At 71.4% G+C, this 19,077-nt stretch carries 19 protein-coding genes; 17 read left to right on the plus strand and 2 right to left on the minus strand.

Translation table 11 applies throughout. The features are described 5' to 3' along the window. Positions 1-13: 13 nt before the first annotated feature. From ACFHW1_RS00515 to ACFHW1_RS00560, 10 genes are all read left to right on the plus strand, one after another. Complete coding sequence (locus ACFHW1_RS00515; RefSeq protein WP_416551198.1) at positions 14-856, plus strand: class I SAM-dependent methyltransferase; 843 nt, start codon at positions 14-16, stop codon at positions 854-856. Between the two features lie 373 nt (positions 857-1,229). Next, on the plus strand, positions 1,230-1,415 hold the full coding sequence (locus tag ACFHW1_RS00520) for a hypothetical protein (protein WP_416551199.1): 186 nt from the start codon (positions 1,230-1,232) through the stop codon (positions 1,413-1,415). Between the two features lie 41 nt (positions 1,416-1,456). Next, positions 1,457-1,936, plus strand: a complete 480-nt coding sequence (locus ACFHW1_RS00525; protein ID WP_416551200.1) for a sigma factor — start codon at positions 1,457-1,459, stop codon at positions 1,934-1,936. Beyond that, positions 1,869-2,162, plus strand: a complete 294-nt coding sequence (locus ACFHW1_RS00530; RefSeq protein ID WP_416551421.1) for a hypothetical protein — start codon at positions 1,869-1,871, stop codon at positions 2,160-2,162. The genes ACFHW1_RS00525 and ACFHW1_RS00530 overlap by 68 nt, the downstream gene beginning before the upstream one ends. 221 nt (positions 2,163-2,383) lie before the next feature. After that, positions 2,384-2,713 carry an ArsR/SmtB family transcription factor gene (locus ACFHW1_RS00535; protein WP_278173557.1) on the plus strand — a complete coding sequence of 110 codons (330 nt, stop codon included), beginning with the start codon at positions 2,384-2,386 and terminating at the stop codon, positions 2,711-2,713. Further along, complete coding sequence (locus tag ACFHW1_RS00540) at positions 2,713-3,417, plus strand: cation transporter (protein ID WP_416551201.1); 705 nt, start codon at positions 2,713-2,715, stop codon at positions 3,415-3,417. Before ACFHW1_RS00535 ends, ACFHW1_RS00540 begins: the two co-directional genes overlap by 1 nt. A gap of 10 nt (positions 3,418-3,427) precedes the next feature. Next, positions 3,428-3,574, plus strand: coding sequence for a hypothetical protein (locus ACFHW1_RS00545; RefSeq protein ID WP_416551202.1), 147 nt, complete (start codon positions 3,428-3,430; stop codon positions 3,572-3,574). 20 nt (positions 3,575-3,594) lie between these two features. Beyond that, positions 3,595-3,906, plus strand: a complete 312-nt coding sequence (locus ACFHW1_RS00550) for a methyltransferase family protein (RefSeq protein ID WP_416551203.1) — start codon at positions 3,595-3,597, stop codon at positions 3,904-3,906. A 45-nt stretch (positions 3,907-3,951) separates the two neighbouring features. Continuing rightward, complete coding sequence (gene rsmI, locus ACFHW1_RS00555) at positions 3,952-4,887, plus strand: 16S rRNA (cytidine(1402)-2'-O)-methyltransferase (protein WP_416551204.1); 936 nt, start codon at positions 3,952-3,954, stop codon at positions 4,885-4,887. Positions 4,888-5,049: 162 nt separating this feature from the next. Continuing rightward, complete coding sequence (locus tag ACFHW1_RS00560) at positions 5,050-7,314, plus strand: glycoside hydrolase family 9 protein (RefSeq protein ID WP_416551205.1); 2,265 nt, start codon at positions 5,050-5,052, stop codon at positions 7,312-7,314. Between the two features lie 47 nt (positions 7,315-7,361). On the opposite strand, the gene ACFHW1_RS00565 is transcribed toward ACFHW1_RS00560, so the two are convergent. Then, the gene (locus ACFHW1_RS00565; RefSeq protein ID WP_416551206.1) at positions 7,362-9,776 is read right to left on the minus strand and encodes a M28 family peptidase; all 2,415 of its coding nucleotides are present in this window, start codon (positions 9,774-9,776) and stop codon (positions 7,362-7,364) included. A 208-nt stretch (positions 9,777-9,984) separates the two neighbouring features. Here ACFHW1_RS00565 and ACFHW1_RS00570 point away from each other — a divergent pair, with 208 nt between their 5' ends. The 4 genes from ACFHW1_RS00570 to ACFHW1_RS00585 are packed head-to-tail and all read left to right on the plus strand — an operon-like array spanning position 9,985 to position 14,089. Next, positions 9,985-11,211 carry a PP2C family protein-serine/threonine phosphatase gene (locus ACFHW1_RS00570; protein WP_416551207.1) on the plus strand — a complete coding sequence of 409 codons (1,227 nt, stop codon included), beginning with the start codon at positions 9,985-9,987 and terminating at the stop codon, positions 11,209-11,211. A 23-nt stretch (positions 11,212-11,234) separates the two neighbouring features. After that, positions 11,235-12,836 carry a sensor histidine kinase gene (locus tag ACFHW1_RS00575; protein WP_416551398.1) on the plus strand — a complete coding sequence of 534 codons (1,602 nt, stop codon included), beginning with the start codon at positions 11,235-11,237 and terminating at the stop codon, positions 12,834-12,836. Then, the gene (locus ACFHW1_RS00580) at positions 12,836-13,285 is read left to right on the plus strand and encodes a response regulator (protein ID WP_416551208.1); all 450 of its coding nucleotides are present in this window, start codon (positions 12,836-12,838) and stop codon (positions 13,283-13,285) included. Before ACFHW1_RS00575 ends, ACFHW1_RS00580 begins: the two co-directional genes overlap by 1 nt. Positions 13,286-13,288: 3 nt before the next feature. Continuing rightward, positions 13,289-14,089 (plus strand): inositol monophosphatase family protein, encoded by an 801-nt coding sequence (locus ACFHW1_RS00585; protein ID WP_416551209.1) that lies wholly within the window; start codon positions 13,289-13,291, stop codon positions 14,087-14,089. Here the strand turns inward: ACFHW1_RS00585 and ACFHW1_RS00590 are convergent, their stop codons facing one another. Further along, positions 14,090-14,419 carry a DUF2218 domain-containing protein gene (locus ACFHW1_RS00590; protein WP_416551210.1) on the minus strand — a complete coding sequence of 110 codons (330 nt, stop codon included), beginning with the start codon at positions 14,417-14,419 and terminating at the stop codon, positions 14,090-14,092. 325 nt (positions 14,420-14,744) lie between these two features. Between ACFHW1_RS00590 and ACFHW1_RS00595 the strand changes: the two genes are divergently transcribed. From ACFHW1_RS00595 to ACFHW1_RS00605, 3 genes are all read left to right on the plus strand, one after another. Continuing rightward, a complete protein-coding gene (locus ACFHW1_RS00595; RefSeq protein WP_416551211.1) occupies positions 14,745-15,734 on the plus strand; it encodes a coiled-coil domain-containing protein in 990 nt (329 codons plus the stop codon). Positions 15,735-15,830: 96 nt separating this feature from the next. Beyond that, the gene (locus tag ACFHW1_RS00600; RefSeq protein ID WP_416614608.1) at positions 15,831-17,408 is read left to right on the plus strand and encodes a fused MFS/spermidine synthase; all 1,578 of its coding nucleotides are present in this window, start codon (positions 15,831-15,833) and stop codon (positions 17,406-17,408) included. A 48-nt stretch (positions 17,409-17,456) separates the two neighbouring features. Continuing rightward, a complete protein-coding gene (locus ACFHW1_RS00605) occupies positions 17,457-19,064 on the plus strand; it encodes a protein kinase domain-containing protein (RefSeq protein WP_416614609.1) in 1,608 nt (535 codons plus the stop codon). Positions 19,065-19,077: the final 13 nt, after the last annotated feature.

Here is a 19,077-nt window from a genome sequence, read left to right on the forward strand (position 1 = left end):
CTAGAGTGGGCGCATGCCCACTTCATCGTCCGGGCGTCCACCGGATCCTCATCTTGCCAGGGGCGTCGCCGAATCGTTCGGCGTCGACGCACCGCGCTACGACCGGGCCAGACCTCGCTACCCCGACGCGCTGGTACGGCGGATCGTCGCCGCCAGTCCCGGATCCGAGGTGTTGAACGTCGGCTGCGGCACCGGCATCGAAGCCCGACAGTTCCAGCAGGCCGGCTGCACGGTGCTCGGGGTCGAACCCGACCCGCGAATGGCGGATTTCGCGCGGCGCGCCGGCACCGAGGTCGAAGTGGCGACATTCGAGAAGTGGCAGGCCGCCGGACGGACCTTCGACGCCGTCATCGCCGGAACGGCCTGGCACTGGGTCGACCCGGTCGCCGGGGCGACCAAAGCCGCCCGGGTCCTGCGCACCGGTGGTCTGCTGGCACCCTTCTGGCACGTGTTCCAGCTCCCGCCCCTCGTGGCGGAAGCCTTCACCGCCGCCTACCGGCGGGTGGTGCCCGACTCGCCGGTCACCTTCGAGCCGGACAAGCAAGGTGTCGACGCGTACCAGCCGCTGTTGACCAGAGCCGCCGACGGCATGCACGAGGTCGGCGGGTTCAGCACCCCCGAGCAGCTGCGCTTCGACTGGACGCAGCCGTACACCCGCGACGAGCTGTTCGATCTCATGCTGACCCAGGGCCTCCTCACCCGGCTGGCACCGGACGAACAGGCGGCGATGTTGGACGGCGTCGGACCCGCTGTCGACAAGGCCGGTGGCAGCGTGACGATGTCCGGCACGACCGTTGCCGTCGTCGCGGTGCGTACCCGCAGGGCCGCCGCAACAGCGGTCACGCCGGCAGAGTGAGCCGGGCGGTCGGTCGGGGTGCGGGCGGCCAGCAACGCGTTGGTGCCGCGCCAGACGGCCACCGCGTAGTCGGCCTCGGGCACCTGGCACAGCGGCCTGCCAGCGGGCGTGCTCAACCGCAGACCATGACGGCGGGTACGGCGTACGGCGAAACTCCAGCCGCCGCCGGCACCGGCCAACACGTACCTGGCGTCCGGGTGCGCCAACAGGGTTACGACGCCGTTGAGCATGTCTGCGGCGGCGAGATACACCATCGACAATCCGCGCGATCCGAGGTGGCGGGAACTGTAGGCCCCGCATCAACGGGTGCGTCGAACTGTACGGCGATCACACAACATGATCACGGTGTCCCGCCGTAGCTGACCCCACCGGCGTGCTCGCCAAGGACGAAGACCCGGTCGCCCTGCTCACCACACTCACCTCGATCGGCCGCTGCCGACGCGACGACAGGCCGGGTTCGGCCAGGACAAGCCAGCAACGTCATGCCCTTCCGATGCATGGCGGCGAGGACTGCCTGACCCCGGAGGGACCGGCGGTGGTCAACAAATCGGCTCGGTGACCGCGGTTGGAGTGGTAGGCACTCGGAGGGATACCAGAGCGATGACGTTCGAGGATTGTGTGGTGGCGCGTGGTCCAGCGCTGGTTCGCCTGGCGCGGCTGCTCACCGGTGACTCCCATCGCGCAGAGGACCTGGTACAGGAAGCCCTCGGCCGAGCGTACGCCCGATGGCGGTCGATCAGCCGGATGGACCGGCCGGACATCTATGTACGGCGCATCCTGGTGAACGTCAACTCGTCCTGGTGGCGACGCCGGTCCAGTCACGAAACACCGGTGACGTCGGAGCTGATGACCGCCGCGCTCGACCACTCGGCTGCGTGCCGGGTAAGCGGCGACATGGGCACCGCTGCCGCGAATCGTGTTGCCGTTCCAACTCGGCAACCTGCCGGACGGCACCCGGATGGTCCGCGCATCGGTGGGCTTCATCGACGGCCGGTACGCCGACGGAGGGGTCGTGCTGGAACGGGAAGGGAACGATCGGATGGAGGTGCAAGCTCAGTACGCGCTGGTCCGGTCGGGTAATGCTCGGCAGGCCAATCACGTGGTCGGTGAACGGCAGGCATTCCTGTACCCGGGCCGAGACGAGATGGAGTTGCTCGGTCTGCCGAACCTGGATCTCAGCGCCCGCATCGGCAAGGGCAACTACCAGGGCTTCAGCATCCAGGATGCCGACCTGATCCTTGATTCGGTGCAGGTGGCAACCAACGTGGGCAACCTCTCGACCTGGCCGCAGACCCTGATGCGCTGACGCCATGCCCCCTAGTGTGTACGCAATGTAACCCCAGGGATCGGAGGTACAGGTGCATCTTGATGCCAGAGGTGCATCAAGATGCACCTCTGGCATCAGGTCGGCGGAGACACCCTGCTCCCGGAGCAACCCGAGCGGCCAGGTCGGCCCAGGTCAGCCGGAGCGACCGGAGCAACGGTTCAGTCTTCGCTTTATTCATCAGCTGATGTACTGTCGCGGTCGTGGAGACGCTAACCTACGGGCAGGTGCTGGCGCGCTTCGGGCACGCCCTGTCCGACCCGGTCCGAGCCCGGCTGCTGCTGGCACTGCGCGACGGCCCGGGCTATCCCGCCGAGCTGGCCGACCTGCTCGGCACCAGCCGGCAGAACCTCTCCAACCACCTGGCCTGCCTGCGTGGCTGCGGCCTGGTCGTGGCGGTGCCCGAAGGCCGGCGGTCCCGCTACGAGCTGGCCGACCCCCGGCTCGCCCACGCCCTGGGCGACCTGCTCGGCCTGGTGCTGACCGTCGACCCGGCGGCCTGCCCGACCGCTGACACCGACGGCTGCTGCTGATGTCCGCCCAGCTGCCGCTCATCCCGATCGGCCCAACCCGACCGTCCGAACAGAACCAGCTGACCGGGCATGCCGGCCCGACCCGGCCGTCCGCCGCCCGGCAGGCGACGCTCGCCCGGCGAATCCGATGGTTCGTCGCCGCCACCATCGCCTACAACGTGATCGAGGCGATCGTCGCGATCAGCGCCGGCACCGTCGCCTCCTCCACCGCGCTCATCGGGTTCGGCCTCGACTCGGTGGTCGAGGTGGCCTCCGCCGCCGCGGTCGCCTGGCAGTTCACCGGCGCCGACCACAAACGCCGCGAACGCCGGGAACGCGCCGCGCTGCGGGTCATCGCCGTATCGTTCTTCGCCCTCGCCGGCTACGTCGGTGTCGAATCGGTACGGGCACTGCTGGGCGCACACCGCCCGGACCACTCCACGGTCGGGCTGGTCCTCGCCGCGCTCTCCCTGGCGGTCATGCCGGTGCTCTCCACCGCGCAGCGTCGCGCCGGCCGGGAGCTCGGCTCGGCGTCGGCTGTCGCCGACTCGAAACAGACCCTGCTCTGCACCTATCTGTCCGCCGTCCTGCTCGTCGGGCTGGCGGTCAACTCGCTGTTCGGCTGGTGGTGGGCCGACCCGGCAGCCGCCCTCGTCATCGCCGCCGTCGCCGTCAAGGAAGGCCGGGAGGCCTGGCGCGGCGACACCTGCTGCTGCACGTCCTAACGGAGGAACAGTGATCGCCGGCTTCGCTCTCGTCCTCTACCTGGCCGCACTCGCCATCGCGTTCGGCTGGCGTAGCGTCGTCCAATGGCGGCGCACCGGTGACACCGGGCTGCGCCTGGACGCGGGACGGCCCTGGCCGTCGCGGGTGCCGCGCTGACCCTCGCCGCCCAGCAGCAGATGGGGGCGTCGTGGCGGGTCGGGGTCGACCCGGGTGAACGGACCGCCCTGGTCACCCACGGCCTGTTCGGGATCGTCCGCAACCCGATCTTCACCGCGATGGCGGCCAGCGTCGTCGGCCTCGCCGCTATGGTGCCGAACGCCGTCAGCCTCACCGCAGCCGCCGTACTGATCGTCTCGGTACAGGTCCAGGTACGGGCGGTGGAGGAGCCCTACCTGGTTGGGATGCACGGCGAGGCGTGGACCCGGTACGCGGCCCGGGTCGGCCGGTTCCTGCCCGGCGTCGGCGGCTGGCGACCGCGCTCGGGCTGACCCGCACCCACCGACCACGGCCAGCCGGGTGGCTACCATCGCCGGGTGAACGAGGCAGCCGGCGGCAGCAGGGGCGACCAGGGCGATACGGGTGAGCAGGTCGACCCGAGCGGCCGGGGTGACGGGCGGCGCGGCACTCTGTCGGTGGTGCCGACGCCGATCGGCAACCCGCGCGACATCACGCTGCGGGCGCTGGACGTGCTGCGTACCGCCGGGTTGGTCGCCGCCGAGGACACCCGGCGGGCCAGGCGGCTGCTCGACGCGCACGACATCGACGTCCGGGTGGTCAGCTGTTACGACCACAACGAGCAGGCCCGTACTGCCGAGTTGATCTCCGTGCTGAACGCCGGCACCGACGTCGCGTTGATCTCCGACGCCGGGACGCCGTTGGTCAACGACCCCGGCTACCTGGTGGTCGGGGCGGCGCTGGCCGACGGGCTGCGGGTCGACCCGCTGCCCGGGGCCAGCGCCGCGCTGAGCGCGCTGGTCGGCTCCGGGCTGCCGGCCAACCGTTTCCTGTACGTCGGGTTCCTGCCCCGCAAGTCGGCGGCGCGGCGTACCGCGTTGACCGAGCTCGCCCCGTTGTCCGCCACGTTGATCTTCTTCGAGGCGCCGCACCGGGTGGTGGAGATGCTCGCCGACGTACGCGAGGTGCTCGGCGACCGGCCAGCCGCGCTGGTGCGCAACCTGACCAAGTCGCGCGAGGAGTGGCTGCGCGGCCCGCTGTCCCAGGTGCACGCCGACCTGGCCGGCCGCGACGAGGTCAAGGGCGAGATCACCGTGGTGGTGGAGGGCATCCGGCGGCGTGAGTCGACCACCGGCGGCGGGGTCGGGGCCGGCGGCCTCGACCCGGACCGGGTGATCGAGTTGTTGCTCGGTGCGGGGCTGGACACCCGGACGGTACGGTCGTTGACCGGTCAGTTGACCGGGCTGGCCCGCAACGAGGTCTACGACCGGGTGTCGGCGTTGCGCCCGCGCTGAAGGCACCTGCATAGATCTATTGACATGCTCGAAACACGTTGAGAACATTCGAGTACTGCGGGTGGGAGCGCTCCCACCCGCTGCTTTCGATGCACGACCGCTGACGCGGCGCGCCGGGCAGAGAGCCTCGCCCGCGCCGCACGACCATCGGAAGGACCCGGCGTGTCGATACTCTCCCGACGGCGGACCGTTCCGCTCGCCGTCACCGCAGTGACGGCGCTGACCGCCACCGCACTCACCGCCGCTGTTCCTGCGCACGCGCAGGACGAGGCACCCGAACAGATTGTCAACGGCACCTTCGACGACGGCCACGCCCCCTGGTGGGGCACCCCCAACATCACCCTCGACTCCAGCAGCCAGCAGCTCTGCGCCGACATCCCAGGTGGCACCGTCAACCCGTGGGACGTCATCATCGGCCAGGACAACGTCCCGCTGGTCGCCGGTGAGACGTACGAATACAAGTTCTTCGCCACGGCCACCCCAAACAAGGTGATCCGGGCGCTGATCCAACTGCCGGTCGACCCGTGGACCCAGTTCATGGCGGCCAACCCCGAGGTCAGCGTCTCCGGCAACAATTACACGTACACGTTCACCGCACCGACCGACCTGCCCGACGCCCAGGTCGCCTTCCAGGTCGGCGGCAGCGCCGACCCGTGGCGGCTGTGCCTCGACGACGTGTCGCTGCGCGGCGGCGCCGAACCGGAGGAGTACGTGCCGGACACCGGACCCCGGGTGCGGGTCAACCAGGTCGGCTACCTGCCGAAGGGGCCGAAGAACGCCACCCTCGTCACCGACGCCACCGACCCGCTGCCGTGGAAACTGTACGACTCAGGCGGCAAGGTCGTCGTCAACGGCAAGACCAAGCCGCACGGGCTGGACGAGTCCTCCGGGCAGAATGTCCACTCGATCACGTTCAGCCGCTTCGTCCGGCCCGGCACTGGTTACACCCTGGTCGCCGACGGCGAAACCAGCTTCCCGTTCGAGATCGGCACCAGCTTCTACACGCAGCTGCGCGCCGATGCGCTGAAGTTCTACTACACCCAGCGCAGCGGCATCGAGATCTCCGACGAGCTGCGCCCCGGGTACGGCCGCCCGGCCGGGCACGTCGGCGTCGCACCCAACCAGGGTGACCTGGCGGTGCCGTGCCAGCCCGGCGTCTGTGACTACACCCTGGACGTCTCCGGCGGCTGGTACGACGCCGGCGACCACGGCAAGTACGTGGTCAACGGTGGCATCTCCGTCTACCAGCTGATGAACGAGTACGAGCGGGCCCTGCGGGTGCACCGGGGCAAGCCGTGGCTGCAGCGCGACGGCGTGCTCGACCTGCCGGAGAGCGGCAACAAGCTGCCGGACATCCTCGACGAGGTGCGCTGGCAGCAGGAATTCCTGCTCAAGATGCAGGTCCCGGCCGGGCAGCCGCTGGCCGGCATGGCCCACCACAAGATCCACGACGCGGCGTGGACCGGCCTGCCGCTGCTGCCGCACCTCGACTCCCAGCTGCGCGAGCTGCACCCGCCGTCGACCGCCGCCACGCTCAACCTGGCGGCCACCGCCGCCCAGGCGGCGCGGGTGTTCAAGCCGTACGACGAGGCCTTCGCCGGCCGCAACCTGGACGCGGCCCGCACCGCGTGGGCGGCGGCCAAGGCCAACCCGCAGATGTACGCCGACCCGGCCGACGCCATCGGCGGCGGCCCCTACGACGACACCGACGTCACCGACGAGTTCTACTGGGCGGCGGCCGAGCTGTACCTGACCACCGGGGAGCGCGAGTTCCGCGACTTCGTGCTCGCCTCGCCGCACCACACCGGTGACATCTTCCAGGAGGGCGCCTTCGGCTGGCAGTGGACCGCTCCGCTGGGCCGGATGGCGCTGGCCACGACCCCGAACAGCCTGCCGGGCTGGTGGCAGGTGCGGGCGTCGGTGATCGAGGCGGCCGACCGCTACCTGGCCACGCTCGATGCCCACCCGTACGGTATCCCGTACGCCCCGGTCGGCAACCTCTACGACTGGGGTTCGAACAGCGTCATCGTCAACAACGCGATCGTGATCGCCACCGCGTACGACCTGACCGGTAAGGAGAAGTACCGCGACGGGGTGCTGCAGACGATGGACTACATCTTCGGCCGCAACGCGCTGAACATCTCCTACGTCACCGGCTACGGCACGGTCTCGTCGCAGAACCAGCACTCCCGCTGGTACGCCCGCCAGCTCAACCCCGAGCTGCCGAACCCGCCGCGCGGCACGCTCGCCGGTGGTCCGAACTCGTCGATCCAGGACCCGGTGGCGCAGCGGCTGCTGACCGGCTGCGCGCCGCAGTTCTGCTACGTCGACGACATCGAGTCCTGGGCCACCAACGAGCTGACCATCAACTGGAACGCCCCGCTGTCCTGGATCGCGGCCTTCATCGCCGACCAGGGCCGCGGCTGACCGCCACCGCCCCGGCGCCGTACGGGTTGGCGCCGGGGCGGTGGCGGTCAGAACATGTAGGTCCGGGCGACGGTCACCAGTTCGCTGGTGTGTGAACCGGCCACCCCGACCCCGGTCGGCCGGGGGGTGAAGCCGGGCAGGTCCGCCAGGCCGTCGCTGCCGTCGGCCACCCGCACCCGGACCGGGCCGGTGGCGGCGTTCGCGCCGTCGCCGGCCCGCAGCACCAGCACGACCTCCAGCCCCTGCGGCGGCGGGGCGTGGAACACCGTCCCGAAGCTCCAGCCGTCACCGGACGAGGTGCCGGTCGACTCGACCGGCACCTCCCGGCCGGCGACCGTCGCCGACACCACCTCGGGCCCGCCGGCCGCCACGTGCAGCCCCACCAGCCGGACCGGCCGCTGCTGCAGCAGGCGCAACCGCAGGGTCCGCCGCCCGTCGGCGGCCACCCCGCTGTCGTCGAGCAGGTCCAGCGCCGGCGCCGGCAGGTCCGCCGCCTCGGCCGGCCCGGTACGCAGTGGATGGTCGCCGATCAGCGGAAACTCGTCCGCCACCGACGCGGTCCGGTCGACGTACCCGGCGGTCCACGGCTGCGGTCGGGTTTCCCAGCTCAACCAGCGGGCCTCGCCGGTGTCGGTGTCCAACGCGTACATCAGCTGGGTCGGCACCGGATGGTCGGTGTCGAACCGGTCCACGGCGAGGCCGACCACGGCCAGCACCAGCGCGGCGAGCCCGGCGGCGACCGCCGGCACCGGACCGGCCCGACGGGCCCGGACGGCGGCGACGCCGCGCTGCCCGCCGGCCTGTGGCAGCAGCAGGTCCAGCACCGGCAGCCCGGCCAGCGCCAGCAGCGTCGCGACGAACGCGGCGGCCGCGGCCAGGCCCATGCCCAGCGCCGGGAAGAGCAGTACCACCGTCGGTGCCAGCAACAGCACGCCGACCGTCGCCCCGGCGGCCAGCGCCACCACCGGCCACGGGCCGGTGATCCGCAGCGACAGGGCGACCAGGCAGCCGGCCGTGCCGGCCAGGGCCGGCAGCGTCGCCAGGTAGGACCCGCCGGGGGCGAGGGCGGCGAGCAGCAGACCGAGCAGGGCAAGCCAGGCCAGCCCGCCGACGGCCAGCGCCGCCGGACCGACCCGCCGGCGCAGCAGCGCGTACCAGGTGAGAATCACCGCCGCGGTCAGCGCCAGCACCGCCAGCCGGTACGGCACCGGCCGGTACGGGTCGAGCAGGTCGGCGTACTCCGGCCGAAGCCGGACCACGACGGTCCACAGCAGCTGCGCGGCGACCGGCGCGGCGACCAGCGGGATCGCCGCCAACCCGAACCCGGCGGCGAGCCTCGGCCAGTCGGCCCGGCCGCGTCGCCGGGTCGCCCAGGCCAGTACGCCGACCGCGACGGCGGCCAGCACCGCCAACGGCCAGGTGAGCGCGCCGGGGTAGCGGGCCAGCCCGAGCGGGGTGGGAAAGTAGGTGGCGTCGGAGTCGGCGGACAGCGCCGGGATGTCCGCCACGCCGAATCCGCGGGCCAGCCCGAGGGTGTTGTCGCCGTGGTGCTGCAGGCTGGCCAGGTCCATCGACGCGGGGGTGTCCTGCGGGGTGTGGTAGATGGCCGATCCGTCGATGTACGCCGAGTTCAGCCCGGCGAAGCCGGCGTCCAGGAACGGGGTGAAGTCGGTGTCGTTGGGCAGCAGCCGGTAGACCTCGACGGCGAACGACGTGCCGATCGGGTGCGGGGCGGCGCGGCCGAACACGTCGACCAGGGCGGCGTTGTCGCGGGACGTCTCGAAGGTGACCACCGGCCCGCCGCTGCCCCGCGCCTCCAGGTTGAGCACCACGGTGTCGTCGGCGTCGGCCAGCGGATGCCCGGCGACGAACGCCGCCGCCCCGCACAGGCATGCCTCCTCGGCGTCGGTGAACAGCAGCACGACGTCGTTGCGCGGCCGGTCACCTTCGGTGATGGCGCGGGCCACTTCCAGCAGGGTGCCGACGCCGGCGCCGTCGTCGTTTGCACCCGGACTGACCTGGACCGAGTCGTAGTGGGTGACCAGCACGATCCGTCCGGTCGGGTCGGTCCCCGGGATCTGGGCGACCACGTTGCGTACCCGGGCCAGGGTTGCGCCGCTGGCCGCGCCGCTGAGCTGCCCGGCCTCGGCGCCGATCGCGTCCTGCGTCTGCGGGGCCAGCCCCAGCCCGGTCAGCGTGTCGACCAGGTAGTCGCGGACCTCGTCGTTGGCGGCGCTGCCGGTCGGGTGGGGCCGCTGGGCGATCCGTTCGATGTGCCGGTGGGCCCGGTCGGCGCTGAACTCGGTGGCCGGCGCGTCGACGCCGCGCGGCGCGGGTGGGCGCAGGTCGACCAGCGCGGCGGCGGCCACCAGGCCGAGGGCGGCCAGCGCGGCGAGCGCGGCGGCCGGCCGGCGTCGGGGCCGGGCGAACGCCCGGTGGGCGGCGGCGAGAGGTACGCCCATGGTGCTCTCCTGCGCTGGGTGGGTAAGGGTGGCTACATCCTGCCCAATCTGGGCCGGGCGGGTCACCGGGCATCGGCCGGGTGGCCTAGTTTGTGCAAGTGCTTGCTGTTGTGTGCCTTGTTCGGCTGGGAGACGATCAGCGGGTCATCGAGAAGGAGCTCACCATCGACACTCACCTGGCGCGGCGGCGGACCGGCAGCAGGCCGACATGACCGGTTCGTCACTCGTTCCGCCCCGTTCCGATCCTCGGCCCGAGCCGGGCCCGCCGGTGGCTGTCGCATCGACGGAGCGGCTGCGGGTGCTGCTGGTCGAGGACGACGAGGGCGACGCGTTCCTGGTCGGCGAGTTGCTGGCGGAGGCGCAGGCGGCGGTTGACCTGGTGGTGGCGAACAGCCTGAACCAGGCCCGGGAGCGGATTGCCGGGGTCGACTGCGTCCTGCTCGATCTGGGGCTGCCGGACGCGCAGGGGCTGGACGGTCTGCGCCGGGTGCTCGGCGTGGCCGGCCGGGCGGCGGTCTGCGTGCTCACCGGCCGTCAGGATGAGCACCTCGGCATCGGCGCGGTCGGCGAAGGCGCCCAGGACTACCTGGTCAAGGGTCAGGTCGACGGGGTACTTCTGAGCCGGGCACTGCGGTACGCCGTGGAGCGTAAGCGGGCCGACGAAAACGCCCGCCGGCTGCGTGAGGTCGAGCTGCGGCAGGCCGAGTCGGCCCGGCTGGAGCGCGGTCTGCTGCCGCAGCCGCTGATGGACACCGACGAGGTGTCGGTGCACACCTTCTACCGGCCGGGTCGGCACGCCGCGCTGATCGGCGGGGACTTCTTCGACGTGGTGCAGACCACCCCGGAGCGGATCGACCTGATCGTCGGCGATGTCTGCGGGCACGGCGCCGACGAGGCCGCGCTCGGCGTCGAGCTGCGGGTCGCCTGGCGGGCGCTGGTGCTCGCCGGGGTGGCCGACGACGCGGTGCTGCCGGCGCTGGAGCAGGTGCTGATGAGCGAGCGCCGGCTGCGGGAGATCTTCGCGACGGTGGCCGCCGTCCGGCTGGACCTGGTTGCGAACCGAGCAACTGTACGGTTGGCGGGACATCCGCCGCCGCTGCTGTTCCGCCACGGTCAGGTCGCGCCGGTACCCGCCCCGGGCGGTCTGCTGCTCGGCGTCCACCCCCGCCCGCCCCGCGCCTTCGATGTGGAGTTCGACGCCGATGAGTGGTCCCTGTTGATGTACACCGACGGTCTGATCGAGGGGCGGCTCGGTGACTCCGACGAACGGCTGGACGTGGCCGGGCTGCAGCGGTTGATGGCCGAGCCGGCGGCCCGGGACGTCCCGCTGCCGGCGCTGCCCGGCTGGCTGGTCGGCCGAGCCGAGGAGATCAACGGCGGCCCGCTCGCCGACGACGTGGCGATGCTGCTGGTCAGCCGGGGCGGTGGCCGGTGACCGCTGCTGCGGCTCAGGCCGGGATGTCCCCGGCCAGCCGGCTGACGCTACGCACCCGGGTGACGCTGCTCTGTGTCGTGGTGGGCGGACTGCTGGCGGCCCTGGCCGGCGGCGCGGCGCTGGTCGCCCGGGCCAACCAGGATCACATCGACACCATGCTCACCAAGATCGGCCCGCTGCGGACCGACGCGGAGAGCCTGTTGACCGTGCTGGTCGACCAGGAGACCGGGGTACGTGGCTACGCGGTGTCCGGTGATCCGGCCGATCTCGCACCGTACCGGCAGGGGGCGGCGCAGGAACGGCAGCTGATCGACCACATGCTGAGTCTGATCGCCGAGGACGATCCGCTGCGCGGCCAGATCGAGGCCATCGCCGACCAGGCACGGCAGTGGCGTGACCTGGTCGCCGAGCCGGCGATCGCTGCGGTCGAGTCCGACGGGACCGACGCCGGGCAGGCGCTGCTCGGCGACGCCGCCCGGGAACGGTTCGACGAGCTACGGGCCGACGTCGACCAACTGCAGGCGGACATCCTGACGGTCCGGGACCGGGTCGCGGCGAACGCCCGGAGCACCAGTCGGACCCTGGCCGGCTTGCTGGCCGTGGCGGCGGCGGTGGTGGTCCTGGCCGGGGTGGTCCTGCTGATGTCGCTGAACCGCCTGGTGATCGGCCCGGTCACCGGTCTCGCCGCGCAGGTGCGGCAGGTGGCCAACGGCGAGTACCACCGGGACATCGCCAACATCGGTCCACCGGAGCTGGCCGCGCTGGCCAGCGACGTGGACGGCATGCGACGCAAGATCGCCGCCGATCTGGCCGAGGTGCGGCAGGCCCGGGAGCAGGTCGAGCAGGTGAACGGCCAGCTGCAGAAGCAGGCCGAGGAGCTGGTCCGGTCCAACCGTGACCTGGAGCAGTTCGCCTACGTGGCGTCGCACGACCTGCAGGAGCCGTTGCGCAAGGTGGCCAGCTTCTGCCAGTTGCTGCAGCGCCGGTACGCCGGTCAGTTGGACGCCCGCGCTGACCAGTACATCGCGTTCGCGGTCGACGGCGCGCAACGCATGCAGCGGCTGATCAACGATCTGCTGGCGTTCTCCCGGATCGGCCGGGTGACCTCCGGTTTCACCGACGTCGACCTGAACAAGGTGATGACCGAGGTGGCCGGTCAGACGGAGGCGAGCCGGGAGTACGCCGACGGCGAGCTGACCTGGTCGCAGCTGCCGGTGATCTCCGGCGAAGAGCCGCTGCTGACGAACCTGCTGGTCAACCTGGTGAGCAACGCGTTCAAGTTCCGTCAGCCGCAGGTACCGCCCCGGGTGGAGATCTCCGCCCGTGAGCTGGCCGGCGAGTGGGAGATCACCTGCCGGGACAACGGCATCGGGATCGAGCCCGAGTTCGCCGACAAGATTTTCGTGATCTTCCAGCGGCTGCACTCCAAGGACGCCTACCCGGGCACCGGGATCGGGCTGGCGATCGGCAAGAAGATCGTCGAGTACCACGGCGGCCGAATCTGGGTGGACACCCAGGTCGACCAGGGTGCGGCGATTCGTTTTACGCTTCCGGTGACCGCCCGCCCGGACCCGGTGTCCGCCGCGTCGGCCGACGGCGGCAACGAGAAGGAGGCGAGCGTGTGATGACCGAACCGGACGGCAAGAGCCCGATAGAGGTGCTGCTGGTCGAGGACGATCCGGGTGACGTGCTGATGACCCAGGAGGCGTTCGAGGAGCACAAGGTCCGTAACCGGCTGACCGTCGTCTCGGATGGTGCCGAGGCCCTGGCCTATCTGCGTAGGGAGGGCAAGCACGCCGACGCGGTGCTGCCCGACCTGATCCTGCTCGACCTGAATCTGCCCCGACGGGACGGCCGTGAGGTCCTCGAGGAGATAAAGAAGGACGAGGAGCTGTGCCGGATCCCGGTGGTGGTGCTCACCACCTCGCAGGCCGACGAGGACATCCTGCGTTCCTACCAGCTGCACGCGAACGCGTACGTGACAAAGCCGGTGGACTTCGAGCGGTTCATCGCGGTGATTCGGCAGATCGACGAGTTCTTCGTCAGCGTGGTGAAGCTGCCCCCGCGCGGCTGACACATGATCGACGAGGTGGGTGAGCTGCTGCGGGAGGCGGCGGCGCGGGCGGTGCTGCCCTGGTTCAACCGGCTGTCCGCCGAGCACATCGCCGAGAAGGCCCCAGGTGATCTGGTCACCGTGGCCGACCAGCAGGCCGAGGAGGTCATCGCGGCCGGGCTGCGTCGGCTGGCGCCGGGTTCGGTGGTGGTCGGTGAGGAGGCGGTCGCCGTCGATCCGCGGCTGCTGCGTCGGCTGGGTGACGCCGGCCGGGTCTGGCTGGTCGACCCGATCGACGGTACGGCGAACTACGCGGCCGGTCGTCGGCCGTTCGTGATGATGGTGGCTCTGCTCGCCGGGGGTGAGCCGGTGGCGAGCTGGATTCTCGATCCGGTGGCCGGGTCGCTGGTGTCCGCCGAGCGTGGGTCCGGTTGCTGGGTGGACGGGGTGCGGCTGGCACCGCCGTCGACCATGCCGCCGGTGGGCCGGCTGCGTGGGGCGGTGCCGCTGGAGTATCTGCCGGTGCCCGTGCGGGCCGCTGTGGAGGCCGGCGGTGACCGGGTGGGTGCGGTGCTACCGGGGCAGCGCTGCGCCGGTCGGGAGCACTGGGACATCGCCGCCGGGGAGCAGGACTTCGCGGTGTTCTGGCGGACCCTGCCGTGGGATCACGTGCCGGGCACGTTGCTGGTGCGGGAGACCGGTGGGGTGGCGATGCGGCTGGATGGCAGCCCGTACGACTTCACCGACGACCGGTCGGGGCTGCTGGTGGCCCGGACCGACGCGGCCTGGCAGGAGGTACGGGCGGCGCTGCTGCCGGCCGGGTGATCAGCTGCCCCTGGTTGGATGCTCCGGGGCGGTCGGCTGGTCCGGGTCAGCCGGCTGCCAGTCGACGGCGAGGCTCTCCCGGGCGCCGGCGCGTTCCAGATGCTCGCCGACGAGGTACTCCACTCGGGCGAGCCCGATATCGTCGTCGCTGTCGGCGTGCAGCCGGAGACTTTCGTCGGCGGCGTCGATTCGGCAGGTGCCGAAGCCGAAGTCGATCAGCCCCTGGTCGGCGGTCCATTTGACCGGTACGGCCGTCGCGAAGTGTTCGCACAGCCGGGTCAGGTGGCGCCGCGACCGTGGGGTCCGGACGTGAGCCTCGGAACGTGGCACCAGAATCCTCACAGAAACTGTGGATAAGGTTAGGCTAGCTTAATTCATTGCACCCTGCGGCACCGCCGGGATGACTGTGCGACACGCCAACTGTCACGATCCGTGATCGTGCTGATTTTGCGTGATGAGTTCATTGCTGGCGGTAATAGTTGAGACTCGACTGCGCTCCATCTGCATGATGTGGTAATGCACTCGACGCGCCGGTGTCCCAGTGGTGACGGTGAAATCCGGTAAGCTGTGCCCGGTTTACGGACCGCGACCCGACAAAGTGATCCAGGAGGACGCGACTGTGGTCGGCACGACGGAATTCCGACGGCGCTCTGGTGTGGCGACGTCACTCGTTGCGCTGGTCACCGCGATCGCGCTGGTGATCGGCGCGCCGGTCGCCTCGGCCGCGCCCGACGCGCCGGACGAAGGCGACAACAAGAGTCTGCGCGAGGTCCTGGAAGCCGCTTCCAAGGGGCACATCGAGGCGAAGGCCAAGCTGGACAACTCCAAGAAACGCCAGAAGGAGCTGACCGCCCAGTACGACGCCGTACAGGAGCGGCTCGTCTCGCTCACCGACGAGGTCGGGCTGATGGCGGCCGAGTCCTACCGGGTGGGGCGACTGACCTCGGTCACCATGTTGCTGAACAGCGCCTCCCCGGCCGACATGCTGGACCGCGCCGCCGGGCTGGAGGTGATGGCCCAGCGGGAGGGCCGCAACCTGCGGGCCCTCACCGAAGCTCACGAGCAGGCCGCCCGGGCCAAGGCCGCGATCGACAACGAGGTACGGGAGCAGGAAAAGCAGGTCGCCATCATGGCCCGCAAGAAGCAGGACGCCGAGCGCGCCCTGGCGGCCGTCGGCGGCCAGTCCAGCGGCGGATTCGTCAGCACCACCTCGGCCGCCGCCAAACCCGCGCCCCGCAACTCCGACGGCTCCTGGCCCTCCGAGTCCTGCAACGTCGACGACCCGACCACCTCCGGCTGCATCACCCCGCGCACCCTGCACGCCTTGAACCAGGCGAAGTCCGCCGGTTTCACCCGGTACGTCTCCTGCTTCCGCAACGGTGGCAGCGGCGAGCACCCCAAGGGCCGGGCCTGCGACTTCTCCGCCGAAACCGGCGGCTTCCAGAACCGCGCCGCCACCGGTGGCAACCGCACGTACGGCAACAATCTCGCCAGCTACTACATCAACAACGCCGACCGGCTCGGTGTGCTCTACGTCATCTGGTACCGGCAGATCTGGATGCCCGGCACCGGTTGGCGGTCGTACAACGGCGGCGGCAGCCCGGCCGGCGACCACACCAACCACGTGCATCTGTCGATGCTCTGAACCAACCACGCACATCTGTCGATGCTCTGAAGCACCCGCCCTGCATCCCGCTCGACCGCCCGTCGGGCGGCGGGCGGGGTGCGTACCATCACAGCGATGGACTCGCCACCACCGGCCACGCCGCTGCGGCCCGGCCTGGCCGCCGCGCTGGTCTTCGTCTCCAGCGGCGCTGTACTGGTGCTGGAGATCGTCGCGCTGCGGCTGGTCGGGCCGTACATCGGGGTGACTCTGCAGACCAACAGCGCGGTGATCGGCGTCGCGCTGGCCGCGATCGCCTACGGCACCTGGATCGGTGGCCGGATCGCCGACCGGCGCGACCCCCGCCCGCTGCTGCCGGCCGCGCTGGTCCTCGCCGGGATCACCACCGCGATTACCCTCCCGCTGGTGCGGTACGCCGGTGAACTGCTGCGCGGCAGCGCCGTGGTGGGCATCCTGCTGCTCACCATGGTGGCCATCGTGCTGCCGGCCGCGCTGCTGTCGGCGGTCACCCCACTGGTGATCAAACTGCAGCTCGGCGACCTGAACCGCACCGGCGAGGTGGTCGGCAAGCTGTCCAGCATCGGTACGCTCGGCGCGATCACCGCCACCCTCGGCACCGGCTTCTTCCTGGTCGCCACGCTACCCAGCAGCGTGATCATGATGGCGCTGGCGCTGCTGCTCGGCGGCAGCGGTATCGCCCTCGGGGTGTATCTGCACCGCACCCGGCCACCCACCGCCACCGCCACCGCCACCACCGCCACCGGCGGCGGCGCGGACGGCGGCGCAGCGCCCGGCGGCCGGGCCGGCACCGCCACGCGGTCCGCCGTCGCCGTGATCGGGCTGCTCGCCGTAGGCCTCGCCGTTGCCGCACCCGACCCGTGCGATGTGGAGACCGAGTACCACTGCGCCACCGTGCAGGCCGACCCGGACCGCGGCTCCGGCCGGCTGCTGCTGCTCAACTCGGCCCGCCACTCGTACGTGGACCTCGACGACCCCACCCACCTGGAGTTCGCCTACACCAGATGGATCGGTGCCGCCCTCGACGTGACCGCCCCGCCCGGGGAACCGCTCGACGCGCTGCACCTCGGCGGCGGTGGCTTCACCATGCCCCGGTACCTCAGCGCCACCCGGCCGGGCACCCGCAACACCGTCTACGAGATCGACGGTGGACTGGTCGACCTGGGCGTGCGGGAGCTCGACGTACAGCCGGGTCCCGACCTGGCCGTGGTGGTCGGCGACGCCCGGATCCTGGTCACCGACCTGCCCACGGACAGCGTCGACGTGGTCGTCGGGGACGCGTTCGGGCACCTGGTCGTGCCCTGGCACCTGGCCACCCGGGAGATGGCCGCCGAGATTCGCCGGGTGATCCGACCTGGCGGCAGCTACCTGCAGAACGTGATCGACTACCCGCCGCTGCGGTTCATCCAGGCCGAGGTGGCCACCGTCGCGGCCGAGTTCCCCGAGGTGGCGCTGATCACCCGGCCGGGGGCGCCGACCCGGCTCAGCGGGAGCAACTTCGTCATCCTCGCCGCCGACCGGCCGCTGCCGTTGGACGAGGTACGGGCCCGGTTGACCGCTTCGGTCGGCGCCGAGTTCGATCTGCTCGCCGGGGACGAGCTGACCGATTTCGTGGCCGGCGCGCAGCCGCTCACCGACGACTATGCCCCGGTCGACCAGCTGCTCGTCGCCCCCTGACGCGTTTCCCCAGGTGTAGGTCGGGCCAGATCGGGCAACTCGGGAGTCATGGGTGGGGTGGCGAACGACTGCGGGCAACTGCTCGGTGACCGGTACCGGCTGATCGAACGGCTCGGCACCGGCGGGACCTCGGTGGTCTGGCGCGGCTACGACGAGATCCTCGACCGGCAGGTCGCGATCAAGGTCCTCGCCCCGCAGTACGCCCCGGACCAGGTGTTCCGCCACCGGATCCGGGTGGAGGCGCAGGCCGCCGCCCGACTGTGCCACCCGCACATCACCAACGTCTACGACTACGGCGAAGCCGTCCGGGACGAAGCCACCCTGCCGTACGTGGTGATGGAACTGGTCGACGGCGAGTCGCTGGCGACCCGGCTGCGCCGGGAACACATCCTGTCCTGGCGGGACGCGGTGGTGGCCTGCGCCGAGGTCGCCTCGGCGCTGGCCACCGCGCACGCCACCGGCGTCGTCCACCGCGACGTCACCCCGGCCAACGTCATGCTGACCAGCACCGGAGCAAAGGTCGTCGACTTCGGCATCTCCGCGTTGGCCGGCGAGAGCGACGTCGGCCCGGACGGCAACCTGCTCGGCACCCCGGCATACCTGGCGCCGGAGCGCCTCAACAGCGGCCAGGTCTCCCCGGCCACCGACGTGTACGCCGTCGGCCTGCTGCTCTACCGCTCACTCACCGGCCGGCTGCCCTGGCAGGCCGCGAGCGTGACCCAGATGCTGCGGGCACACCTGCACACCGTGCCCGACCCGATGCCGCCGGTCGCCGGACTGCCGGCGGAGGTGGTCGACCTCACCCTGCGGTGCCTGGCCAAATGTCCGGCGGACCGGCCGACCAGCGAGGAGGTGGCGAAGACGTTGGCGGCAGCCGTCGGGGTCGCCGCCGGGCTGTCGCCGTCGATGGTGACGCCGCTGCCGAACCGGCCGGGCTCCGCCACCGACGGCGCCACCGACGGCGGCCCGTCACCCGTCGGCGTCGACGTCACCTGCGGGCTGGAGGTCACCGGGCTGGATCTGCCGGTCGCGACCGGCATCGGCCGGCGGCGCCGGCTGCGGACCTCGTGGGTGCAGCGCCGGGCGGAAGCCGTGGTGATCGGGGTCGGCCTGATGATGCTCACCGCCCTGGTCTGGGCCGGAGCCGGTGCCACGCCCGCCACCGACCGATTCCGCGAGGCGGTGGCCGCGCCGCCGGACTTCGGGCTCGCCGCCCAGTCCTCGGCGCCCTGCCGGGTCGAATACACGGTGCGCGGCGACTCCGGGCGGGAGTTCGTCGCTGCGGCCACCGTCACCAACACCGGGTCCGCCGAGCTGACCGACTGGTCGCTGCGCTTCACCTTCCCCGGCACCCAGCGGCTCACCGCGGTGCGGGGCGGACAGTGGGAGCAGCAGGGCGACGACGTACGGCTGCGGCCCGCGGCCCACGCCGCCACCCTGGCCCCGGGGGCGACCACGCAGCTCCAGCTGGCCGGTGACTACGACGGGGTCAACACGCTGCCGCTGGAATTCCACCTCGACGAGCTGATCTGCGACGTGTCTGTCGCGGCGGTCGCCGGACGGGCGGCGGGCACGACGACCGAGCTGCTGGAAACGGCGACCGGTCAGCCCGCCACCGACCCGTCCCCGGCCCGGTCGGCCACCGGTGGGCGGTAGGGATCGGGTGACG

The organism is Micromonospora sp. LOL_014 (assembly GCF_048060245.1).
Taxonomy (GTDB): domain Bacteria; phylum Actinomycetota; class Actinomycetes; order Mycobacteriales; family Micromonosporaceae; genus Micromonospora_E.

Coding starts and splice junctions, on each gene's coding strand:
- ACFHW1_RS00525 (WP_416551200.1), top strand. CDS start 1,457: ATGACGTTCGAGGATTGTGTGGTGGCGCGTGGTCCAGCGCTGGTTCGC.
- ACFHW1_RS00540 (WP_416551201.1), top strand. CDS start 2,713: ATGTCCGCCCAGCTGCCGCTCATCCCGATCGGCCCAACCCGACCGTCC.
- ACFHW1_RS00575 (WP_416551398.1), top strand. CDS start 11,235: ATGTCCCCGGCCAGCCGGCTGACGCTACGCACCCGGGTGACGCTGCTC.
- ACFHW1_RS00515 (WP_416551198.1), top strand. CDS start 14: ATGCCCACTTCATCGTCCGGGCGTCCACCGGATCCTCATCTTGCCAGG.
- ACFHW1_RS00580 (WP_416551208.1), top strand. CDS start 12,836: ATGACCGAACCGGACGGCAAGAGCCCGATAGAGGTGCTGCTGGTCGAG.
- ACFHW1_RS00550 (WP_416551203.1), top strand. CDS start 3,595: ATGGGGGCGTCGTGGCGGGTCGGGGTCGACCCGGGTGAACGGACCGCC.
- ACFHW1_RS00600 (WP_416614608.1), top strand. CDS start 15,831: ATGGACTCGCCACCACCGGCCACGCCGCTGCGGCCCGGCCTGGCCGCC.
- ACFHW1_RS00585 (WP_416551209.1), top strand. CDS start 13,289: ATGATCGACGAGGTGGGTGAGCTGCTGCGGGAGGCGGCGGCGCGGGCG.
- ACFHW1_RS00570 (WP_416551207.1), top strand. CDS start 9,985: ATGACCGGTTCGTCACTCGTTCCGCCCCGTTCCGATCCTCGGCCCGAG.
- ACFHW1_RS00565 (WP_416551206.1), bottom strand. CDS start 9,776: ATGGGCGTACCTCTCGCCGCCGCCCACCGGGCGTTCGCCCGGCCCCGA.
- ACFHW1_RS00605 (WP_416614609.1), top strand. CDS start 17,457: ATGGGTGGGGTGGCGAACGACTGCGGGCAACTGCTCGGTGACCGGTAC.